This is a genomic window from Streptomyces sp. CT34 (assembly GCF_000805335.1).
GTDB lineage: Bacteria > Actinomycetota > Actinomycetes > Streptomycetales > Streptomycetaceae > Streptomyces.
The window spans coordinates 1,649,234-1,671,910 of record NZ_KN708638.1; the positions used below are offsets into that span (position 1 = coordinate 1,649,234).

General features: G+C 69.8%; 20 protein-coding genes. 4 read left to right on the top strand and 16 right to left on the bottom strand.

What is annotated here, in order from left to right; all coding sequences use genetic code 11:
• Positions 1 to 42: 42 nt before the first annotated feature.
• From RZ84_RS07405 to RZ84_RS07420, 4 genes are all read right to left on the bottom strand, one after another.
• Positions 43 to 417 (bottom strand): FKBP-type peptidyl-prolyl cis-trans isomerase, encoded by a 375-nt coding sequence (locus RZ84_RS07405; protein ID WP_043263620.1) that lies wholly within the window; start codon positions 415 to 417, stop codon positions 43 to 45.
• Between the two features lie 68 nt (positions 418 to 485).
• Complete coding sequence (locus RZ84_RS07410) at positions 486 to 1,502, bottom strand: FKBP-type peptidyl-prolyl cis-trans isomerase (RefSeq protein WP_078893620.1); 1,017 nt, start codon at positions 1,500 to 1,502, stop codon at positions 486 to 488.
• Between the two features lie 138 nt (positions 1,503 to 1,640).
• A complete protein-coding gene (pafA, locus tag RZ84_RS07415; RefSeq protein WP_043263621.1) occupies positions 1,641 to 3,002 on the bottom strand; it encodes a Pup--protein ligase in 1,362 nt (453 codons plus the stop codon).
• A gap of 9 nt (positions 3,003 to 3,011) precedes the next feature.
• A complete protein-coding gene (locus RZ84_RS07420) occupies positions 3,012 to 4,271 on the bottom strand; it encodes an MFS transporter (RefSeq protein WP_043263622.1) in 1,260 nt (419 codons plus the stop codon).
• 127 nt (positions 4,272 to 4,398) lie between these two features.
• Here RZ84_RS07420 and RZ84_RS07425 point away from each other — a divergent pair, with 127 nt between their 5' ends.
• Positions 4,399 to 5,478, top strand: a complete 1,080-nt coding sequence (locus tag RZ84_RS07425; RefSeq protein WP_043263623.1) for a LacI family DNA-binding transcriptional regulator — start codon at positions 4,399 to 4,401, stop codon at positions 5,476 to 5,478.
• A gap of 55 nt (positions 5,479 to 5,533) precedes the next feature.
• On the opposite strand, the gene prcA is transcribed toward RZ84_RS07425, so the two are convergent.
• The 6 genes from prcA to arc form a co-directional block, all read right to left on the bottom strand.
• On the bottom strand, positions 5,534 to 6,445 hold the full coding sequence (gene prcA, locus RZ84_RS07430) for a proteasome subunit alpha (RefSeq protein WP_043263624.1): 912 nt from the start codon (positions 6,443 to 6,445) through the stop codon (positions 5,534 to 5,536).
• Positions 6,446 to 6,514: 69 nt separating this feature from the next.
• Positions 6,515 to 7,360, bottom strand: coding sequence for a proteasome subunit beta (gene prcB / locus RZ84_RS07435; protein ID WP_043263625.1), 846 nt, complete (start codon positions 7,358 to 7,360; stop codon positions 6,515 to 6,517).
• The gene (locus tag RZ84_RS36275; RefSeq protein ID WP_078894578.1) at positions 7,312 to 7,824 is read right to left on the bottom strand and encodes an endonuclease VII domain-containing protein; all 513 of its coding nucleotides are present in this window, start codon (positions 7,822 to 7,824) and stop codon (positions 7,312 to 7,314) included. Before RZ84_RS36275 ends, prcB begins: the two co-directional genes overlap by 49 nt.
• 122 nt (positions 7,825 to 7,946) lie before the next feature.
• Positions 7,947 to 8,165 (bottom strand): ubiquitin-like protein Pup, encoded by a 219-nt coding sequence (locus RZ84_RS07445; protein WP_043263627.1) that lies wholly within the window; start codon positions 8,163 to 8,165, stop codon positions 7,947 to 7,949.
• Between the two features lie 188 nt (positions 8,166 to 8,353).
• Positions 8,354 to 9,865, bottom strand: coding sequence for a depupylase/deamidase Dop (gene dop, locus RZ84_RS07450; protein WP_078893622.1), 1,512 nt, complete (start codon positions 9,863 to 9,865; stop codon positions 8,354 to 8,356).
• 275 nt (positions 9,866 to 10,140) lie between these two features.
• Complete coding sequence (gene arc / locus RZ84_RS07455; RefSeq protein ID WP_043263629.1) at positions 10,141 to 11,907, bottom strand: proteasome ATPase; 1,767 nt, start codon at positions 11,905 to 11,907, stop codon at positions 10,141 to 10,143.
• A 249-nt stretch (positions 11,908 to 12,156) separates the two neighbouring features.
• Here arc and RZ84_RS07460 point away from each other — a divergent pair, with 249 nt between their 5' ends.
• Positions 12,157 to 12,450: a ferredoxin gene (locus RZ84_RS07460; RefSeq protein WP_043263630.1), complete on the top strand. Its 294-nt coding sequence runs from the start codon at positions 12,157 to 12,159 to the stop codon at positions 12,448 to 12,450.
• Between the two features lie 89 nt (positions 12,451 to 12,539).
• Here RZ84_RS07460 and RZ84_RS07465 read toward each other — a convergent pair whose 3' ends face one another.
• From RZ84_RS07465 to RZ84_RS07475, 3 genes are all read right to left on the bottom strand, one after another.
• Positions 12,540 to 13,121, bottom strand: coding sequence for a hypothetical protein (locus RZ84_RS07465; RefSeq protein ID WP_043263631.1), 582 nt, complete (start codon positions 13,119 to 13,121; stop codon positions 12,540 to 12,542).
• A 194-nt stretch (positions 13,122 to 13,315) separates the two neighbouring features.
• Entirely contained in the window at positions 13,316 to 14,344 is a 1,029-nt protein-coding gene (locus RZ84_RS07470) for a tRNA (adenine-N1)-methyltransferase (protein WP_043263632.1), read from the bottom strand.
• Positions 14,345 to 14,855: 511 nt separating this feature from the next.
• Entirely contained in the window at positions 14,856 to 16,118 is a 1,263-nt protein-coding gene (locus RZ84_RS07475; RefSeq protein ID WP_043263633.1) for a site-2 protease family protein, read from the bottom strand.
• Positions 16,119 to 16,342: 224 nt separating this feature from the next.
• Here RZ84_RS07475 and RZ84_RS07480 point away from each other — a divergent pair, with 224 nt between their 5' ends.
• Together RZ84_RS07480 and RZ84_RS07485 are read left to right on the top strand one after the other, a co-directional pair.
• Positions 16,343 to 17,365 (top strand): RecB family exonuclease, encoded by a 1,023-nt coding sequence (locus RZ84_RS07480; protein WP_052229819.1) that lies wholly within the window; start codon positions 16,343 to 16,345, stop codon positions 17,363 to 17,365.
• A gap of 25 nt (positions 17,366 to 17,390) precedes the next feature.
• Complete coding sequence (locus RZ84_RS07485; protein ID WP_043263634.1) at positions 17,391 to 18,062, top strand: response regulator; 672 nt, start codon at positions 17,391 to 17,393, stop codon at positions 18,060 to 18,062.
• Positions 18,063 to 18,190: 128 nt separating this feature from the next.
• Here the strand turns inward: RZ84_RS07485 and RZ84_RS07490 are convergent, their stop codons facing one another.
• The 3 genes from RZ84_RS07490 to RZ84_RS07500 form a co-directional block, all read right to left on the bottom strand.
• Entirely contained in the window at positions 18,191 to 19,786 is a 1,596-nt protein-coding gene (locus tag RZ84_RS07490) for an ABC transporter substrate-binding protein (RefSeq protein ID WP_043263635.1), read from the bottom strand.
• 134 nt (positions 19,787 to 19,920) lie between these two features.
• Positions 19,921 to 21,528 carry an ABC transporter substrate-binding protein gene (locus RZ84_RS07495; RefSeq protein ID WP_043263636.1) on the bottom strand — a complete coding sequence of 536 codons (1,608 nt, stop codon included), beginning with the start codon at positions 21,526 to 21,528 and terminating at the stop codon, positions 19,921 to 19,923.
• 373 nt (positions 21,529 to 21,901) lie between these two features.
• Complete coding sequence (locus tag RZ84_RS07500) at positions 21,902 to 22,603, bottom strand: HAD family hydrolase (protein WP_043263637.1); 702 nt, start codon at positions 22,601 to 22,603, stop codon at positions 21,902 to 21,904.
• Positions 22,604 to 22,677: the final 74 nt, after the last annotated feature.

Here is a 22,677-nt window from a genome sequence, read left to right on the forward strand (position 1 = left end):
CCATGCCATCCAGCATGGGCCCTCGGAGCGTCGGACGGGGTCTCAGACCGCGACCAGATCGCAGACGAAGATCAGCGTCTCGTTCGGCGCGATACGGCCGCCACCGGCGCCGCGCTCGCCGTAGGCGAGGTGCGGCGGGATGGTCAGCCGGCGCCGGCCGCCGACCTTCATGCCCTGCACACCCTTGTCCCAACCCGGGATGACCTGGCCGACGCCCAGCTGGAACTGGAGCGGCTTGCCTCGGTTCCAGCTCGCGTCGAACTCCTCGCCGGTGCTGAAGGAGACGCCGACGTAGTGCACGGAGACCATGTCCCCGGCCTTGGCGACCGGCCCGTTGCCCTCCCACAGGTCCACGATCTCCAGGTCGGTGGGAACCGGGCCCTCGGGGAAGTCGATCTCGGGCTTGTCGATGTTCACGTATGTGCTCCTACTTGCGAATCTTTTCGATTACCGGGCCAGTCTTGCAGATCTTGCGGCAGCCGCCGTCAGACCGTGCCGACGATGTCGACCACGAAGACCAGGGTGTTCTTCGCCAGCTCGTGCTGCGGGCTCCCGCCGTAGCCCAGCTTCGGCGGGATCACGACCTCCACCCGGTCCCCGACGTGCTTGCCGACCAGCGCCTGGTCCCAGCCCTGGACGACCTGCCCGGTACCGATCTGGAACGCGGTCGCGCCCCCGTGGTCCCAGGACGAGTCGAACTTCTTGCCGTCCTCCCACTTCACACCGGTGTACTGGGCGATCAGCCCGTCACCGGCCTTCACCTCGGCGCCCTTGCCCTTGATCAGCACCTGCTGCTTGAGGTCGGCGGGCGCCTTCTCCCCCTTGGGGACGGTGATCGTCGCGGCCTTGTCGTCCGCCGCCTTGACCTCCGGCATCCCGTCCTCCGGCGCCGCCTGGGTGCCCTCGGCCTTCGCCTTCTTGTCCACCTTCTTCGCACCGACCACGTCGACGACCCACACCAGGCCGTCCTCCGGCTTGATGCCGGACTGCGGGTTCAGGCCCTCGCCGATCAGCGCCTTCGCGGTGCCCTCCACCTCGAACCGGCCGCCGACCTTCTGCCCGGCCACCGAGGTCATGACCTTGGGCGGCAGCATCTGCTGCGTCATCTGGTCGGTGACCTCGCTGACGACCTGGGTCCGCGGCGCACCCGGCTTGGCCCCCGGCTCCGGCGTCCAGCTGCTGCCGAGGTTCTGGCCCTTCATCGTCTGCGCGACGAAGTCCAGCCGGACCAGATCACCCTTGTCGACCACCGCGCCCTTGCCCTCGATGAGGGTCTTGGTGACGGCCTTGTCGGTGGGCTTGGCACCCTTGGGCACGGTGATCGTGGGCTTCTTGCCCGCGGTGCCCGCCACCTTGACCACCGCCTCGCCGGAGGTCTTGCCGTCGTCGGACCCGCAGGCGGCGGTGAAGAGCAGAACGGGCACGGCCAGCGCGGCGACGGCGGCGCGACGGGTGTGCTTGGTGAACGGACGGGGGAAGCGCCCCCCGGGAATATTCAGCATCTGTCCAACTCGGGCTCGTGGGGTAGATGGGCAATGCCCGCCACTCTACGACCTGCGCCTGTGGCGGTTTCCCGGCACAACACACGCAATGCGCCGGGAGCATTCCGCTCCCGGCGCACCGCCTGGCATTCCCGCCGCTCACATCCCGGCGATCAGCTTCTCGACCCTGTCGTCGACGGAACGGAACGGGTCCTTGCACAGGACCGTGCGCTGCGCCTGGTCATTGAGCTTCAGATGCACCCAGTCGACCGTGAAATCACGGCGCTGCTCCTGCGCCCGGCGAATGAAGTCACCGCGCAGCCGCGCACGCGTGGTCTGCGGCGGCACCGACTTGCCCTCGAAGATCTTCAAGTCGTTGCAGATCCGCTCCGCTTGCCCCTTCCGCTCCAGGAGGTAGTAGAGCCCCCGGCGGCGGTGGATGTCGTGATACGCGAGGTCTATCTGCGCCACTCTCGGATGGGACATGGTGATGTTGTGCTTCGTGCGGTAACGCTCGATGAGCTGATGCTTCATCACCCAGTCGATCTCGGTGGAGATACGGTCCAGCTCCTCGTCCCGGACCGCCTCCAGCGTCCGGCCCCACAACTCCAGAACCCGCTCGACGGTGCCGGTCCGGATTCCCCGGCGGTCGCAGAAGTCGACGGCCTTTTCGTAGTACTCCTGCTGGACCTCCAGCGCCGACGCCTCGCGCCCGCTCGCCAGCCGCACCTTGCGCTGGCCGGTGATGTCGTGACTGACCTCGCGGATCGCCCGGATCGGGTTCTCCAGCGTCAGATCGCGCATGACGGTGCCCGCCTCGATCATGCGCAGGACGAGGTCGGTGGCGCCGACCTTCAGCATCATCGTCGTCTCGGACATGTTCGAGTCGCCGACGATGACGTGCAGCCGGCGGTAGCGCTCGGCGTCCGCGTGCGGCTCGTCGCGGGTGTTGATGATGGGCCGCGAGCGGGTGGTCGCCGAGGAGACGCCCTCCCAGATGTGTTCCGCCCGCTGGCTGACGCAGTACACGGCGCCGCGCGGGGTCTGGAGGACCTTGCCCGCGCCGCACAGCAGCTGCCGGGTGACCAGGAACGGAATGAGGATGTCCGCGAGCCGGGAGAACTCGCCGTGCCGGGCGACGAGATAGTTCTCGTGGCAGCCGTAGGAGTTTCCCGCCGAATCGGTGTTGTTCTTGAAGAGATAGACGTCGCCCGCGATTCCCTCCTCGTGCAACCGGCGTTCGGCGTCGACGAGCAGACCTTCGAGAATGCGCTCACCGGCCTTGTCGTGCGTGACCAGCTCGGTCACGTTGTCGCACTCGGGAGTTGCGTATTCCGGGTGCGAACCCACGTCCAAGTACAGGCGGGCGCCGTTCCGCAGGAAGACATTGCTGCTGCGGCCCCATGACACGACTCGGCGGAAGAGGTAACGCGCCACCTCGTCAGGAGACAGTCGGCGCTGTCCCCTGAACGTGCACGTGACGCCGTACTCGTTCTCCAGCCCGAAAATGCGGCGGTCCATGACTGAACATTACGCCTGATGGCCTGCTCTGAAACCGGGTTCGACAGCCCCGTTTCGATCATTTTCCGCCGGGCGCGCACCCGCTGTACGCTGCACCGGGTCACCCAGAAAGCGCTTCGTCGACAAAAGGACGAGCAGCGCGGCGACCCCGCCGGCCCCGGCGACCGCGAACCCGCCCGCCGGACCACCGGCCTCCACCACGGGCCCCACCACCGAGGCGCCCACCGCCGAACCGACCCCGAACGTGGTCACCAGCCAGGAAAACGCCTCCGTCACCGTCCCCTTGGGCGCATGCCGGTCCACCACCACGAAAGCGCAGGCCAGCGCGGGCGCCAGGAACACCCCGGCCACGCCCGTCAGCGCCGTCATCCCGGCCACACCCGGCACCAGCGCCAGCGGCAGATACCCCAGCGCCAGCAGCGCGACGAGCAGCCGCAGCCGCCCCTCCGGACGCCCCGGCCACTCCCGGGCGCCGTAGACGATGCCGCCGGCCAGCGCCCCGGCGCCGAGCGCGGAGAGCAGATAGCTGGAGACCATCCCGCCACCGTGCTCATCGGCGTACGCCACCGCCGCCACCGCTATCGACCCCAGCGCCAGCCCGACGAAGAAGAACGCACCGATCAGCACCAGCATCCCAGCCGACCGCAGCGCCCCCAGCCAGTGCGCCTCGCGCGGTCCGCTGCGCCACTCCCGGGAGGGCTCGGAGACCACGACGGACAGCGCGCCGAGCACCCCGAGCGCGTTGATGACCAGCAGCGCCGCGCCGGCCGACCAGGCCGCCACGCACAGCGTCACCAGCAACGGCCCCACCGCGAACATGACTTCCTGCGCCACCGCGTCCAGCGCGTACGCGGCGTGCACCCGGTCCGCGCGCCGGAGCACCCCCGGCCACAGCGCCCGCAGCCCGCCCTCCAGCGGCGGGGTGAAGAACCCGGCGATCACCACGGCGGCGTAGGCGAGCCACAGCGGATCCACCCCGACGGCCGCGAGCAGCGCCATCCCGAGCGCGGAGAGCACCGAGCCGGGCAGCATCACCCGCGGCTGCCCGTAGAGGTCCACCGCCCGCCCGAGGAGCGGCTGGCCGATCGCGTTGCAGACGCCGTAGACCGCGGAGAGCGCGCCGGCCAGGGCGTAGCTGCCGCCCTGGGCGCGGACGAAGAGGACCACCGCCAGAGGCGCGGTGGCGTTCGGCAGCCGGCCCACCAGGGTCCCCGCCAGCAGCCGGGCCGCATGCCGGGTCCTGAGCAAATCCGCATATCCCGCGGCCATGCCTGCCCCTCTCCGCCCGACCCGGGCCGGCCCGGACGTGTTACGTATAACTTCCGCCGTCATACGTACCATGGCGGCAATCCGCGGGTCCACCCCGCAGCGGACACACGCAAGGAGTGACACCCCGGTGACCAGCAACGAGGCCGCGCAGCCTGCCCGCCGCCCGGCCGCCGCCGACCGTGTCACCAGCCGCGACGTCGCCCGCGTCGCCGGCGTCTCGCAGGCCGCCGTCTCCCTCGTCCTCGGCGACAAATGGCGCGGCCGGGTCTCCCCGGGCAAGGCCGACGCCGTCCGCGCCGCCGCCCGCGAGCTGGGCTACCGCCCCAATCTCGCCGCCCGCAGCCTACGCATGGGCCGCACCCGTACGGCGCTGCTCGTCGTGCCGGCCCTCACCACCGAGTTCTTCGCCCGGGTCTACACGGGCGCCGCCCGGATCGCCGCCGGCCACGATTTCGGCGTGGTCCTCTACCCGTCCCCCGAGGGCATCGGCCCCGCCCGCGACCCCTTCGACTCCGCCGCCGCCACCCTCGACGGCGTCATCGCCTCCTCCATGGCCGCCGAGGCTCTCACCCCGCTGCGCGCCGCCGGGCTGCCCCTGGTGATGCTCGACAGCGACCCCGCCGACACCCGCGCCTCGGCCACCGTCAACCTCGACATCGCCGACGGCGTACGGCAGTTGGCCCGCCACCTCACCGGCCTCGGGCACCGCCGCATCACCCACCTCGCGGCCGATGTCGACTCCTGGACCTTCGCGGTCCGCGCCCGGACCCTCGGCGACACCCTGGCCGGCGTCCCCGGCGCCGTACTGCACCGGCAGCCGGCCGCCCTCGGCGTCACCGCCGGACTCCACGCCGCGCACACCGCGCTGACCGCCCCCGGCCCCCGCCCCACCGCGCTCCTGTGCGACGACGACATCATCGCCGCCGGCGCCTGCAAGGCGGTCCGCCGCCTCGGTCTGCGCATCCCGGAGGACATCTCGGTCACCGGCTTCGACGACCTGGCCCTGGCCGTCGCCGTGGAACCGGAGCTGACGACCGTACGGCTCCCCGCGGAGGAGTTCGGCGAGGCCGGTATGCGCGCCCTGATGGCCGTGCTGGACGGCGCCCCCGCCGGCGCCGAGACGCTCCCCGTCACGCTCGTTCCGCGCGGCTCCACCGCCCCGCCGCCGGGCGCCCCGCACAACAGCGCGCGCCCCGGCGGGCGATGACCCACCGGGGCGCGCGATCCGGGCACGGAGGCCGGCCGGCGTTCCTCCGGAATCCTCAGTCCGCGGACCCGGACTCCCCTTCGCTCCCGTCGGCGGCGTCCGGACCGGAGTCGTCCTTGCCGCCGGCTCCGCCCTCGGTGGCCTTGCCGTTGGCGCCCTTCCCCTTGGCGCCCTTGCCGGCCGCGCCGGACGCGTCGCCGGCACCCGAGGACTCGCCCGAGTCCCCCTCCTCGCCGTCGGCCTCGGGCTTTTCCGCTCCCGAGGCACCGTGCTCGTCCAGCAGCCGGGACAGCTGGCGGCCCAGGATCCGCTTGAACTTCCGCTGCTGCGGGCGGGTCCGGTCCAGGGTCGCGACCTCCAGGTGCTCGGCGGTCAGCGTCCGCTCGCCCCCGTTGGTGTCCCGCGACAGCGACTCCACCGCCAGCCGCAGCGCCTCCGCCAGCGTCATCCCGTCGCGGTGCCGCTGGTCGAGATAGCTGCTGATCTGGTCCGCGTTGCCGCCCACCGCGACCGAGCCGTGCTCGTCCACGATCGAGCCGTCGTGCGGCAGCCGGTAGATCTGGTCGTCCTCGGGGGCGTTGCCCACCTCGGCCACGATCAGCTCGACCTCGTAGGGCTTCTCGGCCGCGCTGGAGAAGATCGAGCCGAGCGTCTGCGCGTAGACGTTGGCCAGACCGCGCGCGGTCACGTCATCCCGGTCGTAGGTGTAGCCGCGCAGATCGGCGTAGCGCACACCGCCGATCCGCAGGCTCTCGAACTCGTTGTACTTGCCGACCGCAGCGAAGGCGATGCGGTCGTAGATCTCGCTGACCTTGTGCAGGGCGCGGGAGGGATTCTCGGCGACGAAGACCACGCCGTCGGTGTATTGCAGCACCACGACGCTGCGACCGCGCGCGATGCCCTTGCGGGCGTACTCGGCACGGTCGGCCATGGCCTGCTGGGGTGAGACATAGAACGGCGTCGACACCGGCTATCCGTCCCTTCCTGTCAAAAGCTCTCTCGGTGGCTGGGGGCGCATGGCGGAACATCCGTCCCGTCAGAGCAGCGCGGCGCGCGGACCGTCGGGCTGATCGAGGCGGCGCTCGTGAACGGCGCGGGCGATCTCCGAGACCTCGGCCTCGGTGAGCTTCTTGAAGCCCTCTTCCGTGATCACCGTGACGATCGGGTAGATCCGCCGCGCCATGTCCGGCCCGCCGGTCGCCGAGTCGTCGTCGGCGGCGTCGTACAGCGCCTGGACGACGGCGGTGGCGGCCTGATGCTCCGTGAAGTCCTCGCGGAAGAGCTTCTTCAGCGCACTGCGCGCGAAGACCGAGCCGGAGCCCGTCGCCGCGAAGCCGTGCTCCTCCGAGCGCCCGCCGGTGACGTCGTACGAGAAGATACGGCCCTTCTCGCGGTCGATGTCGTAGCCGGCGAACAGCGGCACCACGGCGAGGCCCTGCATGGCCATCCCGAGGTTGCTGCGAATCATCGTCGAGAGGCGGTTCGCCTTGCCCTCCAGGGAGAGTTGGGTCCCCTCGACCTTCTCGAAGTGCTCCAGTTCCAGCTGGAACAGCTTGACCATCTCCACCGCGAGCCCGGCCGTGCCCGCGATACCGACCGCCGAGTACTCGTCTGCCGGGAAGACCTTCTCGATGTCGCGCTGCGCGATCACATTGCCCATCGTCGCCCGACGGTCACCGGCGAGCACCACACCGCCGGGGAAGGACGTCGCCACGATGGTCGTGCCGTGCGGCGCCTCGATGGCGCCCTGCACCGGCGGCAACGGGCGCTTGCCCGGCAGCAGCTCGGGCGAGTGGTCACCGAGAAAGTCCATGAACGAGGACGACCCGGGCGTCAGGAAGGCAGCCGGTAGACGCCCGGTGCTTCGAGGATTGGCTTCCACACGTTTCCTTCCAGATACTCAGCCGCCCGCCTCAAGGCGTCCGGCCGATCCTTGAATTGGCCCAAGGCTGCATTGCAGCTGAAGCACAGTACGCCTCGGACTTTACCCGTCTCGTGATCGTGATCCACATGCGCGGGAGCGGCGTCCAAGCAGATTACGCACAGCCCCCACTGCTCCTTGACCAGAGCGTCACGCTCGGCTTCGGTGATGCCGTACTGGCGCTTCAGGTGACGGACCCGCCCTTTCGCTGCTTTACACGGCTTGCAGAGCGTGGCGAATCCATCCGAAGTGCGACGATTCCGATGCCACTCGCTGTGCGGTTTAGCCTCCCCACACGTGCGGCAATGCTTGTACCCTTCCGGCGCCTCGACTTTCGGCCTGACATTCTTGCCGCGAGCAAGCTGGCGCGCCTGGTGGTACGCCGCCGCACACTCACGGCAGTACGCCTGGAGGCCATCTCGCATGGACCTGTTGCCGGCGAACGCCACCCGCGGTTTCCGCTCCCGGCACCGCGAGCAACGCCGCCCCTCGTCCGCCTTGGACAACTACACCCTCCCCTATTTCAACCTTCATTTTGAAGGTTGAATCACTCCCCACCCTTCTGAACGAAGGAACGCACGAAATCCTCGGCGTTCTCCTCGAGTACGTCATCGATTTCGTCGAGGACCGAGTCCACGTCGTCGCTCAGCTTCTCCTGCCGCTCCTTGAGGTCCTCGGAGACCTGCGCGTCCTGCGTCTGCTCCTCGACCTCTTCGGTGGAACGGGTGGCCTTCTGCTGTCCGCCGCCGCTGTCCTTGGTCGCCATATCCCTCACCCCGCTCGGTTCGCCCCGCTCGATGTGACCTTCAAGATCCGACCCTACAAGCAGGGTCCGACATCGGCCCTGCACTTCCTGCAACGCCCGGGAGTCACCTCGATGATTCCCACGCCGCGACCTTTTCAGCCGCGGATCAGCTGCCGATCATGGCGAATTTGCCATGAACCTGCCGCAAGTCAGCGGCCGGACAACGTCCTGACCAGCTCTTCTGCCGTCCGGCACCGGTCCAGCAGCTCCTTGACGTGCTTACGGGTCCCGCGCAGCGGCTCCAGCGTGGGCACCCGTTGCAGGGAGTCACGGCCGGGCAGATCGAAAATGACCGAATCCCACGAGGCGGCGGCGACATCGTCCGCGTACTGCTCCAGGCACCGGCCGCGGAAGTAGGCCCTGGTGTCCTCCGGAGGCTTCAGCTCGGCCCGCTCGACCGCGGGCTCGTCCAGGAGTCGCCTCATCTTGCCGCGGGCCGCCAGACGGTTGTACAGGCCCTTCTCCGGACGCACGTCGGCGTACTGGAGGTCGATGAGGTGCAGCCGGGCGGAGTCCCAGTCCAGGCCGTCCCGCCGGCGGTAGCCCTCCATGAGCTCGCGCTTGGCGACCCAGTCCAGCTCGCCGGACAGGCTCATCGGGTCGTTCTCCAGCCGCCCGAGCACGTCCTCCCACCGGGTCAGGACGTCCTTGGTCTGCTCGTCGGCATCCGCCCCGTAGCGGTCCTCGACGTATTTGCGGGCCAGCTCGAAGTACTCCATCTGGAGCTGTACGGCGGTGAGCGTACGGCCGCTGCGGAGCGTGATCAGGTATTGCAGCGTGGGGTCGTGCGAGACGTGGTGCAGGGTGCGTACGGGCTGATCGACGGCAAGATCGACGGCGATGAAGCCGTCCTCGATCATGGACAGCACCAGCGAGGTGGTGCCCAGCTTCAGGTACGTGGAGATCTCGGAGAGGTTCGCGTCACCGATGATCACATGCAGCCGGCGGTACTTCTCCGCGTCCGCGTGCGGTTCGTCGCGGGTGTTGATGATGGGCCGCTTGAGGGTCGTCTCCAGGCCCACCTCCACCTCGAAGTAGTCGGCGCGCTGGCTGATCTGGAAGCCGTGCTCGTGGCCGTCCTGGCCGATTCCGACCCGGCCGGCGCCGGTGATGACCTGCCGGGAGACGAAGAACGGCGTCAGGTGGCGCACGATGTCCGAGAAGGGGGTCTCCCGCTTCATCAGGTAGTTCTCGTGCGTCCCGTAGGAGGCGCCCTTGTTGTCGGTGTTGTTCTTGTAGAGGTGGATCGGCTGGGCGCCGGGGACCTGGGCGGCCCGCTCGGCGGCCTCGGCCATGATCCGCTCGCCGGCCTTGTCCCAGAGGACCGCGTCGCGCGGATTGGTGACCTCGGGGGCGCTGTACTCGGGGTGTGCGTGGTCGACGTAGAGCCTGGCCCCGTTGGTGAGGATCACGTTGGCCAGGCCGATGTCCTCGTCGGTGAGCTGGCTGGAGTCGGCGGCCTCGCGGGCGAGGTCGAAGCCGCGGGCGTCCCGCAGCGGGTTCTCCTCCTCGAAGTCCCAGCGGGCACGGCGTGCCCGGTGCATCGCCGCCGCGTAGGCGTTGACGACCTGGGACGAGGTGAGCATGGCATTGGCATTCGGGTGGCCGGGGACGGAGATCCCGTACTCCGTCTCGATCCCCATTACTCGCCGTACGGTCATGCGGCCCTCCTTGCCCGGCGGCGGCCCCGGATGGGGCCGGCGCTCAAGTACCGCTGCGCTTCCGGTCCGTGTGCGTGCCCCGCGTCAGCACAGCGTGACGCAGCGGTACCGAAGAGCCTAGAACGCCTTTGCGGCGCTGGGGAGATCATTACAGTCATTGCTCCAGTCCGGTTTTCCCTGGTTCATCGCTGCCGTCGGGGGGCGGTCCGCTCGCCCCCGCAAAAGCGTCCGGCTGCGGACGCCCCGTGCAGGACATCCGCAGCCGGAGAGCGGTGTTACAGGTATTGGCCGGTATTGGCCACCGTGTCGATGGAGCGACCGGTGTCCGCGCCCTGCTTTCCGGTGACGAGGGTGCGGATGTATACGATCCGCTCGCCCTTCTTGCCGGAGATCCGGGCCCAGTCGTCCGGGTTGGTGGTGTTGGGCAGGTCCTCGTTCTCCTTGAACTCGTCCACGCACGCCTGGAGGAGGTGGGAGACCCGCAGACCCTTCTGGTTGTGCTCGAGGAAAGCCTTGATGGCCATCTTCTTCGCACGTCCGACGATGTTTTCGATCATCGCGCCGGAGTTGAAGTCCTTGAAGTAAAGGACTTCCTTGTCACCATTGGCATAGGTGACCTCCAGGAATCGGTTTTCCTCGGATTCCGCGTACATCTGCTCGACGACCGACTGAATCATCCCGCTGACCGCGGCTGTGCGCGAATCGCCGTGCTCGGCGAGATCGTCGGCGTGCAGCGGGAGGTTTTCCGTGAGGTACTTCGAGAAGATGTCCTTGGCGGCCTCCGCGTCCGGACGCTCGATCTTGATTTTCACGTCGAGGCGGCCGGGGCGCAGGATCGCCGGGTCGATCATGTCCTCGCGGTTCGAGGCACCGATGACGATGACGTTCTCCAGGCCCTCCACACCGTCGATCTCGGAGAGCAGCTGCGGGACGATGGTGTTCTCCACGTCCGAGCTGACGCCGGATCCCCGGGTGCGGAAGAGGGAGTCCATCTCGTCGAAGAAGACGATGACGGGCGTGCCCTCGCTCGCCTTTTCCCTGGCGCGCTGGAAGACCAGGCGGATGTGCCGCTCGGTCTCGCCGACGTACTTGTTGAGCAGCTCGGGGCCCTTGATGTTGAGGAAGAAGCTCTTCCCGGCCGGCTGCCCGGTGACCTCGGCGACCTTCTTGGCAAGGGAGTTGGCGACCGCCTTGGCGATGAGCGTCTTGCCGCAGCCGGGCGGGCCGTAGAGCAAGACACCCTTGGGCGGCCGGAGTTCGTGTTCCTTGAAGAGGTCGGGGTAGAGGTAGGGGAGCTCGACCGCGTCCCGGATCTGCTCGATCTGGCCGCCCAGACCGCCGATCTTGGTGTAGTCGATATCCGGAACCTCTTCGAGGACCAGTTCCTCGACCTCGCTCTTCGGGATGACCTCGTAGACATAGCCGGAGCGGGATTCGAGCAGCAGGGCGTCGCCGGGGCGGATGGTGGTGTCCAGCAGTGGCTCGGCGAGCCGCACCACCCGCTCCTCGTCGGTGTGCCCGATCACCAGCGCGCGCTCGCCGTCCTCAAGGATTTCCTTGAGGGTGACGATGTCGCCGGCGCACTCGAACTCCATGGCCTCGACCACGTTGAGCGCTTCGTTGAGCATCACCTCTTGGCCGCGCCGGAGGTCGTCGATCTCAACGCTGGGGCTGACGTTCACCCGGAGCTTTCGGCCTCCGGTGAAAATGTCGACCGTGCCGTCCTCGTTCGCCTGCAGGAAGACACCGAAGCCGGCCGGCGGCTGGGCGAGCCGGTCGACCTCCTCCTTGAGCGCGACGATCTGGTCGCGGGCCTCGCGGAGCGTATTGGCGAGACGCTCGTTCTGAGCGGAAACGCCGGCCAGGTTGGTCTGCAGCTCGACGATCCGCTCTTCGAGAATCCTCGTGTGCCGCGGAGAGTCGGCGAGCTTGCGTCGCAGGACGGCGATCTCCTGCTCAAGATAGGCAACCTGGCCGGCTGGATCTTCAGACCCGCGCCCCGGCCGGATGCCGCGGTTGATGTCGTCGTCGTGGGCTGCCACGGTCCTCACCTCCTCCAAGGAGCTGGACGCTTCCTGACCCTACCTGGGCCGGTGCAGGTTGAAACCCCTAGATCGAAAAGACTGTCGGGGTGTGTCCGATCTTCACCCTTGCGCACGTCCTCACGCCAAGGGAATACCCACCCAACAACATCGGAAAGCGAGCGGTTGTATCGTCGAGTCGGTCAACACCCGTCAGGGCTGGCGCCACTTAGACAAAAACGGTTCACGTACGCAGGAACGGCAGGCGAGATGACCGCGCAGGACGAAGCACCGGAGCTGGAAGTCTGGATCGACCAGGACCTGTGCACCGGGGACGGCATCTGCGCGCAGTACGCGCCGGAGGTCTTCGAGCTGGACATCGACGGCCTGGCCTATGTCAAGAGCGCGGACGACGAGCTGTTGCAGGAGAAGGGGGCCACAACGCCCGTCCCCCTGCCGCTGCTCAACGATGTGCGGGACTCGGCCAACGAGTGTCCCGGCGACTGCATCCACGTGCGCCGCGTCGCCGACCAGGTCGAGGTCTACGGGCCGGACGCCGGCTGAACAGCACGTATCACGCGGTGTGGACGCGTACGGACAGGGCGTAGGCGAGACACGGGAGATCGGCGGACGCGAGCACGTCGGGTGAGGGATCAGGCACCCTCGGTGGTGCCGTCGGCGGGGAGTTCGCTCTGGACGAACTTCCCGCCCTGCCATTGCCACTTGACGCTCTTGTGGACGTCGGGGCAGCAGCGCGGCACATCGAGCGTGGAGTAGCCGAGCAGCGTCGTGGAGATCTCCCGGCCCTGGATGCCGATGTCCTGGACCGTGAGCCGCCGGTCGGGCGCCAGAAGGGTCGCGACGATGCGCGGTGCGGCCTTGGGGTCGGAGGGCTGCGCGAGGACGTAGACGCCGCTGGGCGGGGTCCCGGCCTCGGTGTGGCAGCGGACCACGGCGACGGTCTCCGTACCGCCGGTGCCGTCGAGGTCGCCGGAGACCTTGTCGGTCACGTCGAGGCGGTTGGGCCCGCAGTTGACGGGAAACACCACCCGGCTCGGGTCGGGAGCCGGCGCGGGCCGCGCGGACCGGGTGGTGGCGACCGCCGTGGCCGTGGCGTCGGGCGGCTGGATGAGGGACGAGACCGCGATGACCGCCGAGACGGCGGTCGCGGTGGCGAGCCAGTGCATGGGGTGGGGCTGGGTGTGCAACAGGTCCTGGCCTGCCAAGGGCTGCACGTGGGGTAACTCCTGTGAAGTGCTGTGGCGGTGGGAGTGCCCAGCATCGTTCCACAGGAGGGGTCGGCAAGGAACCGGCGGGGGCGGAGTTTTCCGTGCAGATGCCGGGGTGGAAACGAAACGGCGCCGCCGGCGGTTCCCCGGCGGGGAACTCGTCGGCGGCGCCTGGTGGTTCGGCGGCCGGAGCGGGCGCGTCAGCCGTGCTCGTTGGAGCCGTCCGGGCGGGCGGACGCCGCCCCGTCGGGCCTACCGGGGACGCCATTCTCCCGCCCGCCCGGCACGCTCTTCTCCCGCCCGCCCGGCACGCTCTTCTCCCGCCCGCCCGGCACGCTCTTCTCCCGCCCGCCCGGCCCTGCGTAGTCCTCCCCGTAAGCGCCCTTGGCCGGTCGGCGGCGGCGCAGCGGGGGCTCGACTCCGTCGGCGAGACGGCGTGCGGTGAGCAGGAAGCCGGTGTGGCCGATCATGCGGTGGTCGGGGCGGACGGCGAGGCCCTCGACGTGCCAGGTGCGGACCATGGTCTCCCAGGCCGACGGCTCGTTGAAGGTGCCGTGTTCGCGGATCGCCTCGACCGTGCGGGCCAGCTGCGTGGTGGTGGCCACGTAGGCGCAGAGGATGCCGCCGGGCACCAGGGCCTTGGAGACCGCCTCCAGGCACTCCCAGGGGGCGAGCATGTCCAGGATGACGCGGTCGACGTCGGTGTCGGAGAGGTTGTCCTGGAGGTCGCCGACGGTGAGCGTCCAGGCGGGGTGCGGGCCGCCGAAGTAGCGCTCCACGTTCTGCGTGGCGATCTCGGCGAAGTCGGCGCGGCGCTCGTAGGAGTGCAGCATGCCGTCGTCGCCGATGGCGCGCAGCAGGAAGCTGCTGAGGGAGCCGGATCCCACGCCCGCCTCGACGACGCGGGCGCCGGGGAAGATGTCGGCCATCGCCAGGATCTGCCCCGCGTCCTTGGGGTAGACCACGGCGGCGCCGCGGGGCATGGACAGGACGTAGTCGGGGAGCAGGGGGCGCAGCGCGAGGTAGGCGACGTTCCCGGTGGTACGGACAACACTGCCCTCGGGAGCGCCGATCAGCTCGTCGTGGGGGAAGGCTCCCTTGTGGGTGTGGAAGCTCTTGCCCTCTTCGAGCGTGAAGGTGTAGTGGCGTCCCTTGGGGTCGGTGAGCTGGACCTGGTCCCCGACCTTGAAGGGCCCGCGACGGCGGGCGGCACCGGTCGGTTCGGACATGTGACCAGCCTACCGGCCGTACGGCATGCCCCGTACCAGGGGAGCGGCGGGCGGGGGGCCGGGGCCGCGGGGCGGGCCGTGCTGCGGACGGGCGGCGGGCGGCGGGCGGCGGCCAGGAGGCCGGCGGTGGGGCCGCCGGTGCCAGGGTGCGCGGGGCGGCTATCGGGGCGGTCGAACGCGGCTGTCCCCCCGGCTGGGGGCTACCCAAGGGTGCGCGGCGAGAACCGCGGGTGCGGGGAGGGGCCGGGCCGGGCCGGCGTGGGGTGCGGCCGGAGCAGGCGGGTGCGGCGGCCCCGTCAGGACGGCGGGGTGCGGCCGGTGCGGGTCCGTAGGGACACCCGGGACTCGCGGGACGCCCGGGACGCCCGGAGGCGCGAGCGGGGCCGGTCAGGCATGGACGGCCGGGGGCGGACCGGCGGCCCCAGGACGACGCACGGCCGGGCGCGGACCTGGCGAACAAACCTCAGGACGGACGGTCGCAGGCGCGCGGCAGGGCGCAGCCGGGGCGTCCTCAGGACGGGCGGGCCATGGCGGCGACGAAGGCGCGTTCCACGTCGGCGGTGGAGAGGACGCCGTAGATCTCGCCGGTGTCCTCGACGACCAGGTACTCCGTGGCGGGCGTGGCGCGGAGGTACTCCAGGAGGTTTTCGCCGGCCAGCTCGGCGCCGACGCGCATCCCGTCCCTGAGGTCCTGGGCCAGGGTGCCCACGGAGACCCAGGGACGGCGGTGGTCGGGGATGCCGACGATGGCGGCCTCGCGGACCAGGGCGGTGGGGGTGCCCTGGCGGTCGACGACCACCAGGGCGCGGGCGCCGGCGTCGTTGGCGCGGCGCAGCGCCTCGGAGAGCGGGGTGTCGGTCTCGACGGGGATGGCGCGCCGGGTGAGCGTACGGGCGGTGAGGTCGGGGAGGCGTTCGCGCAGCCGGGCCATGCGGAGGCTGTTGCCGGCGCCGGTCCAGATGATCGCGGCCAGGATCGCGGCGAGCAGGGCGTCGGTGAGCGAGTCGGCGCCGCCGATCTCCTCGGGGGCGCGGCCGAGGGCGCCGGTGTGGGTGAGCAGCGGCAGGCCGATGAGGACGGTGACGGCGAGCGCGCGGCCGACCCAGGCGGCGGCAACGGTGCCGCTCATGGGCTTGCCGGTGATCTTCCAGACGACGGCGCGCAGCATCCGGCCGCCGTCCAGGGGGAGGCCGGGGAGCAGGTTGAAGATCGCGACGATGAGGTTGGAGATCATCAGGCCGGCGAGCAGGACGCCGGGGACGGTGCCCGCTTCGACCATCTGCATGCCCACGTAGAAGACGCCGGCGAGGACGAGGGAGAGCAGCGGGCCGACGAAGGCGAGGACGAATTCCCGGCCGGGGGTCTCGGTCTCCTTCTCGATCTCGGAGACGCCGCCGAAGAACTGGAGCTGGATGCGGCGTACCGGGAGCTTGAAGCTGAGCGCGGCGACGGTGTGTGCGAGTTCGTGGACGAGCACGGAGGCGTAGAAGGCGACCGCGAAGAAGAGGGAGACCAGGTAGCGGGCGGCGCCGAGCTCGGGCAGCACGCGCTCCAGTTGGCCGCCGAAGACCCAGGTGATCAGGGCGGCGACCAGGAACCAGCTGGGGGCGACGTAGACGGGCACGCCGAAGGGGCGGCCCATGAGGATGCCGCCGCCGACGCCCCGCTGCCTGACCGGCGCCGGTTCCTTGGCGCCGTCGCCGTGCTCGGGCTGCTGGGGCGGCTGGGCCTGCGCGGACTCCTTGGGGTCCTGCGGCTTCCCGCTCTCGTCCACGGCATCCCCTCGTCGAATACGGCATTGGCGCCTGCTCTGCGTGATAACTCGATCATGCAGGGCAAAGGTGCCCGACGTCGATGGTATGCGGAGCTTCCCGCCGTGATCCGACGCGGGTGGCGGGGTGCCGGGGTCCGGTCCGCGCCGGGCGGTGCGCGGGCCGCGGCGTTCACCGTTCGTGACCCGTCGGCGATTGTCAGTGGCGGGCCGTAGGGTTCTGTGGCATGGGATGGAGCACGGAAGAGACCGAGGCGGCCACGCAGGGTGGCGGGGGTGCGTCGGGTGCGGCGCAGGAGACGGCCGGGGTGCCGGCGCAGGGCGGGGCGCAGCCGCCGGTGGCGCTGTCGCCGTCGCGGGCCGGCGATTTCATGCAGTGCCCGCTGCTCTACCGCTTCCGCGTGATCGACAAGCTGCCGGAGAAGCCCAGCGCGGCGGCGACCCGGGGCACGGTCGTGCATGCGGTGCTGGAGCGGCTCTTCGACGCCCCGGCGGCGGAGCGTACGGCGGCCGGGGCACGCGCGATGGTGCCCGGTGAGTGGGAGAAGCTGCTGGCCAGGCGCCCGGAGCTGGCCGAGCTGTTCGAGGACGACGCGGACGGGTCGCGGCTGGGGCAGTGGCTGGCGGAGGCCGAGGCGCTGGTGGAGCAGTGGTTCTCGCTGGAGGACCCGACGCGGCTGGAGCCGGCGGACCGCGAGCTGTATGTGGAGACGGTGCTGGATTCGGGGCTGCGGTTGCGGGGGTTCATCGACCGGGTCGATGTGGCGCCGACGGGCGAGGTGCGGCTGGTCGACTACAAGACGGGCAAGGCGCCGCGCCCGCAGTTCGCCGAGAGCGCGCTGTTCCAGATGAAGTTCTACGCGCTGGTGGTGTGGCGGCTGCGCGGGGTGCTGCCGCGGCGGCTCCAGCTGGTCTATCTGGGCAGCGGGGAGGTGGTGACGTACGACCCGGGAGAGGCCGATCTGCGGGCCGTGGAGCGGAAGTTGCTGGCCCTGTGGGAGGCGATCCGGGTGGCGACGGAGACCGGGGACTGGCGGCCCCGGCCGACGAAGCTGTGCGGCTGGTGCGACCACCAGGCGCACTGCCCGGAGTTCGGTGGCACTCCCCCGGTGTATCCGTTGCCGGTGCGAGCAGCGGAGGCCGATCCGGCCGGCGGTCCGGGGGATGCCCCCCGGGAGCCCCAGGCGCCGCCGGTGCGCCCGGCGGACGGTGACGGCGGGCCGCAGGGCAGAATGGAGCGGATCGTGTAGATCGAGCCCTGTCGAAGGAGCGCTTGTGGCTATCCGCGTCCTGCTGGTCGACGACCAGCCCCTGCTGCGTACGGGTTTCCGGATGATTCTGGAGGCGGAGCAGGACCTGGCTGTCGTCGGTGAGGCGGGCGACGGTCTCCAGGCGCTGGAGCAGGTCCGGGCGCTCCAGCCCGATGTGGTGCTGATGGACATCCGGATGCCGCGGATGGACGGCGTCGAGGCGACCCGGCAGATCACCGGTCCGGCGAAGGACGGCCCGGCGAAGGTGCTGGTGCTGACGACGTTCGATCTGGACGAGTACGTCGTCGAGGCGCTGCGGGCCGGGGCGAGCGGCTTTCTGCTGAAGGACGCCCCGGCCAATGAGCTGGTGCAGGCGATCCGGGTGGTGGCGGCCGGCGAGGCGATGCTCGCGCCGAGCATCACCCGGCGGTTGCTCGACAAGTACGCCGGTCATCTGCCGTCGGGCGAGGAGCCGGTGCCGGACACCCTCCACACGCTCACGGAGCGCGAGGTGGAGGTGCTGAAGCTGGTGGCGCGCGGGCTGTCGAACGCGGAGATCGCGGCGGACCTGTTCGTCAGCGAGACGACGGTGAAGACGCATGTGGGCCATGTGCTGACGAAGCTGGGGCTACGGGACCGGGTGCAGGCCGCGGTGTACGCGTACGAGAGCGGGCTGGTGCGGCCGGGCACGCAATAGACCTAAAACCCTCCGGCGCGGCCCGCAGGGCACGTCGGGGGCTCCGAGCGGGCTCAGCGGCACCGAGAGAGCAGGCGGGGCCGGTCCGGGAAGTTCCCGGACCGGCCCCGGTGTCGTCCGCGGCGCGGTCAGCTCACGGCGGACTTGCTGATCTCCCAGAAGCGGAAGACGGTCGACGAGTCGAGCGTCCACTCCAGGCCGGAGACGCCGCGGCGGGACACCGCGTACTGCTTGCCCTGCCAGATCGGGATGACCGGCAGGTCCCTGGCGACGATGTCCTGGAGCTCGCGGAAGGCGTCCTTGGTGGCGCCGCGGTTGGGCTGGTCGGCCGTCCTGGGCAGCAACTGGCCCGAGATGACGGGCGAGTTGTAGTGGTTGTCCAGCACGTTGTCCTTGCCGAAGAACGGCTGGGTGAAGTTGTCCGGGTCCGGGTAGTCCGGGATCCAGCCCCTCACGTAGGCGCCGAAGCGGCCGGACGCCATGCCCTGCTCGTATTCCTGGGTGGGCACGCTGCGCACCTGGACGTTGAACAGCTTGCTGGCGTTGAGCTGTTGGGCGATTTCCCGGACGGCGGGGACGGTGCCGGGGCCGTACCGGTCGGGGGTGGCCCACAGGGTGAGCGGGACCTTGCTCTCGATGCCGGCGTCGCGGAGTGCCGCGGCGGCCTTGTCGGGCTGCGGGTGGTCGCCGTAGGTGTCGAAGTACGGGGTGGTGTGGCCGGTGATGCCGGCCGGGACGACCGAGTAGAGCGGTTCGGCGGTGCGCTGGTAGACGTCCCGTACCAGGGTTGCGCGGTCGAGCAGGTAGGCGATGGCCTTGCGGACGCCGAGCTTGCCGGCGACCGGGTCGTTCAGGTTGAAGACCAGGTGCATGACCTCGGCGCTGCCGCCCTCCACGACCTGGGTGCCGTGCTGCTGGTCCGGGGAGGCGTGGTCCAGTAAGGCGATGTCCTTCATGGCGAGTCCGCGGTAGGCGACGTCGACGGCACCGCCCTGGACGGCCTTCTTGAGCTGGTCGGTGCCGCCGAAGAACTTCACGGTCATACCGGAGTTCTTGACCTTGGCGGGGCCCTTGTAGGACCGGTTGACGGAGAACTTGGCCTGCTGGGGCCCGTAGGAGTCGAGGGTGTAGACGCCGGAGCCGGTGGCCTTGCCGTCGGTGCGCAGCCGGTCGGCGGGGTAGACGGCGTGGTCGACGATGGAGCCGGCACCCGAGGCGATCTTCATGGGGAAGGTGGCGTCGGGTGTCTTGAGGCGGAAGACGACGGTCCTGGCGTCCGGGGCGTCGACCGCGTCGAGGGCGGAGAACATCACGGCGGGGCCGTTCTTGTCCTTGATGCGCCGGGTGCGGTCGAAGGAGAACTTGACGTCCTGTGAGGTGAGCTTGTCGCCGTTGCTGAAGGCCAGGCCGTCCTTGAGGGTGCAGCGGTAGACCTTGCTGGCGGTGTCGGTGAAGCCGCACTTCTCGGCGGCTTCCGGTTCCGGCGTCGTACTGCCCTTGGGGAAACTCAGCAGCGATTGGAAGACGTTGTTGAACAGCAGCCAGGAGCCGGGGTCGTAGCCGGCCGCGGGGTCCGTGGCGACGACCTTGTCCGTCGTCCCCATGACCACGGGCTCCCCGTGGCCGGCCGCCGGTGAGTTGTCCGAGCCGCACCCGGCGACCGCAAGCAGGGCTGTCGCCAGCCCCGCTCGGATCGGGGCGGCCAGCCACTGGTCACGCTTCACTCGGTGGTTCCTCACGTTCTGGTGGTACCGGTCGGGGCGCGGTCGGTGGTTCCTCACGTTCTGGTGGTACCGGTCGGGCCGCGGCCGGGGGGCCGCGGCGGCGGGTGGTTGCGAGGTGAGGGTACGGCCCGCGGTCAGTTGGAGACGCCGCGGCCCAGCTCCCAGATCTGCAGCGCCGAGGAGGAGTTGAGGGCCCATTCGACGCCGGTGACGCTATCGCGCGCCGCCACATACTGCTTGCCCTGCCACAGCGGCAGGACCGGGACGTCGTCGGCGAGGAGGTCCTGTGCCTCCTTGAAGCCGGCCGCGGCGGCGTTGCGGTCGGTCTGCTGCCGGGTGGCCGGAATCAGATCCGACTCGATCTTGTCGTTCCGGTAGGGCAGGTTGAGGAAGTTCCCCTTGCCGACGAAGGGCGCGATGTAGTTGTCCGCGTCGGGGATGTCGGCGAACCACCCCATGCCGTACGCCGCGTACTTGCCGTTCGACGAATCGGTGCGGAACTGCTGCCACTTGTCGATGCCCTGGATGCTGACGTCGAAGAGCTTGGTGCTGTTGAGCTGCTTCTGCAGCGCCTGGAACTCCTTGGCCGTGCTGGAGCCGTAGTGGTTCTTGGTGTACGTCAGGGTGAACTTCACCGGGGTGGTGATGTTCGCCTGCGACAGGATCTGCCGGGCCGCGGAGACATCGGGGTTGCCGTACTTGGTGAAGAAGGAGTTGATGTGGCCGGTGAGGCCGGTGGGCACGAGCGAGTAGAGCGGGTCGCCGGTGTACGCGTAGACGTCGCGCACGAGCTGGGAGCGGTTGACGACCTGTGCCACCGCCTGCCGTACGGCCTTGTTGGAGACCGACGGGTCCTTGGTGTTGAAGGCGATGTAGCGGATCTCCTGGCCGGGCATCTCCTGCAGCATGATGTGCTTGTCCGTGGAGTTCTGCAGGCCCTTGACCTGGCCCGGCGACAGGCCGCGGTTGACCAGGTCGATGTCGCCCTTGCGCAGCGCCGCCTCCATGTCCGCGGAGTCGTCGAAGAACCGCATCTCGACCTTCTCGCTCTTCACCGTCAGCCCGCCCTTGTAGTCGGGGTTCTTGGTGAAGGTGGCCTTGGTGAGGCGGTCGCCGGAGCGCTCGGTCTTGACGGTGTAGGGGCCGGAGCCGACCACGTCCCAGCCCTTGTAGAGGCTGTTGTTGGGGTAGACCTGGCTGTCGACGATCGCGGCGGCGGGGGTGGCGAGCTTCTGCGGGAAGGTGGCGTCCGGCTTGGTGAGGTGGAAGACCACCTCGCGGTCGCTGGGGGTCTCGACCCGGTCGATGTCGTTGAGCAGCGACACCGGGCCGTTGGTGTAGTTGATGGTCCGCAGGCGGTCGATGGAGAACTTCACGTCCCGCGACGTGAGCGCATGCCCGTTCGAAAACTTCAGGCCGGTGCGCAGGGTGCAGCGGTACTGCTCGTTCTGGGTGTCGCGGAAGCCGCACGACTCGGCGGCCTCCGGCACCGGAGCGGTACCGGTACGGGGCAGCCGCATCAGCGTCTGGAAGGTGCTGCGCAACACGTTCCATGCGTCGACGTCGTACGCCTGCGCCGGGTCCAGCGGCGCCGGAGCCGCCTGGGTGGCCTCGATCTGCGAGGCGACGCCGACGACGATCGGCGAGCCGCCCGAGCCCGCGCCGTCCGAGCTGCCGCACGCAGCGAGAGCCGGGGCGAGGAGTCCGGCCAGTGCCGGCAGCACCAAGGTCTTGCGATTCATCGTCGGCAGGTTCCTTATCAGCGCAGAGGTGTTGCTCGCGTCGAGATTAGTAGGCACCGCCAGCCGGTCATCGACGCAATGGAGTTGCGGCGATATGGCGGTGGGATAACGGCGGTGCGGCGATCGATATACGGACGGCGGAACGTTTCACGCGTTGCTCCATCAATCCGGACACTTACCCCCGTAGAAACCCCCGGCGAGGCCCCCTGGATCACCCGTCGGGCCCGCTGTCGACGCCCCGGAACGTGAGAAACGTCACGCGCCCAAAGGCCCTGTGGACCACAGGAATTCCACAGGCGTATTCGTCACGGAAAATGAGCGCACCGCTGCCCTGAGTTCCGCGGGATTCCCCGGGACACGCTCAGTGCACGGTTCAGCGGCTTTCCGTGATGAGCGCCCGTAGAAAAGGGAGATCGACTTCTTCGAGCGAGTCCACGACGGTACGGCCGGGGGCGGGCGGGATGGCCGCCACGGACGGCACCGCGACCACCCGGCAGCCCGCCGCCTCCCCCGCCGTCACCCCGGTCAGGGTGTCCTCGACGACGGCGCACCGGGCCGGGTCCACGCCCAGCCGTGCGGCGGCCGTCAGATACGGGTCCGGATGCGGCTTCGTCCGCTCCAGGTCGTCACCGGCGAGCGTCAGGCGGAAGTTCTCCGGGCCGAGGGAGTGCAGCATCCGCTCGATGATGCTGCGGTGCGAGGCGGAGACCAGGGCGGTGGGGACCTCGTGGGCGGCCAGCTCGGCCAGCAGTCTGCGGGCGCCGGGCATCAGTGGGACACCGCGGCCGATCCGGGCCGTGAACGCCGCGTTGAGCAGCGCACTCAGCTCCGCCAGTCCGATGTCGGCGCCGGTTTCCCGGAGCAGGTAGCCGGCACTGCGGGTCATCGGCCCGCCGACGACGACCTCGCGGTGGGTGTCGTCGAGGGTGTGGCCGAGCTCGGCGAAGACCTCGGACTCCGCCTCCCACCAGAACCCCTCGGTGTCGACGAGGGTGCCGTCCAGATCGAGGAAGACGGCCTGGAGGGTCGCGGCTTCGGCTGCACGGGTGCCGACTACGGGGATGCTGCTGGTCATCCATCCACCTCCGTTGGGACGTCCCCGGAGGGACGAAAGGGCCGGCCGCCTCCCCGGCTGGGGAAACGACCGGC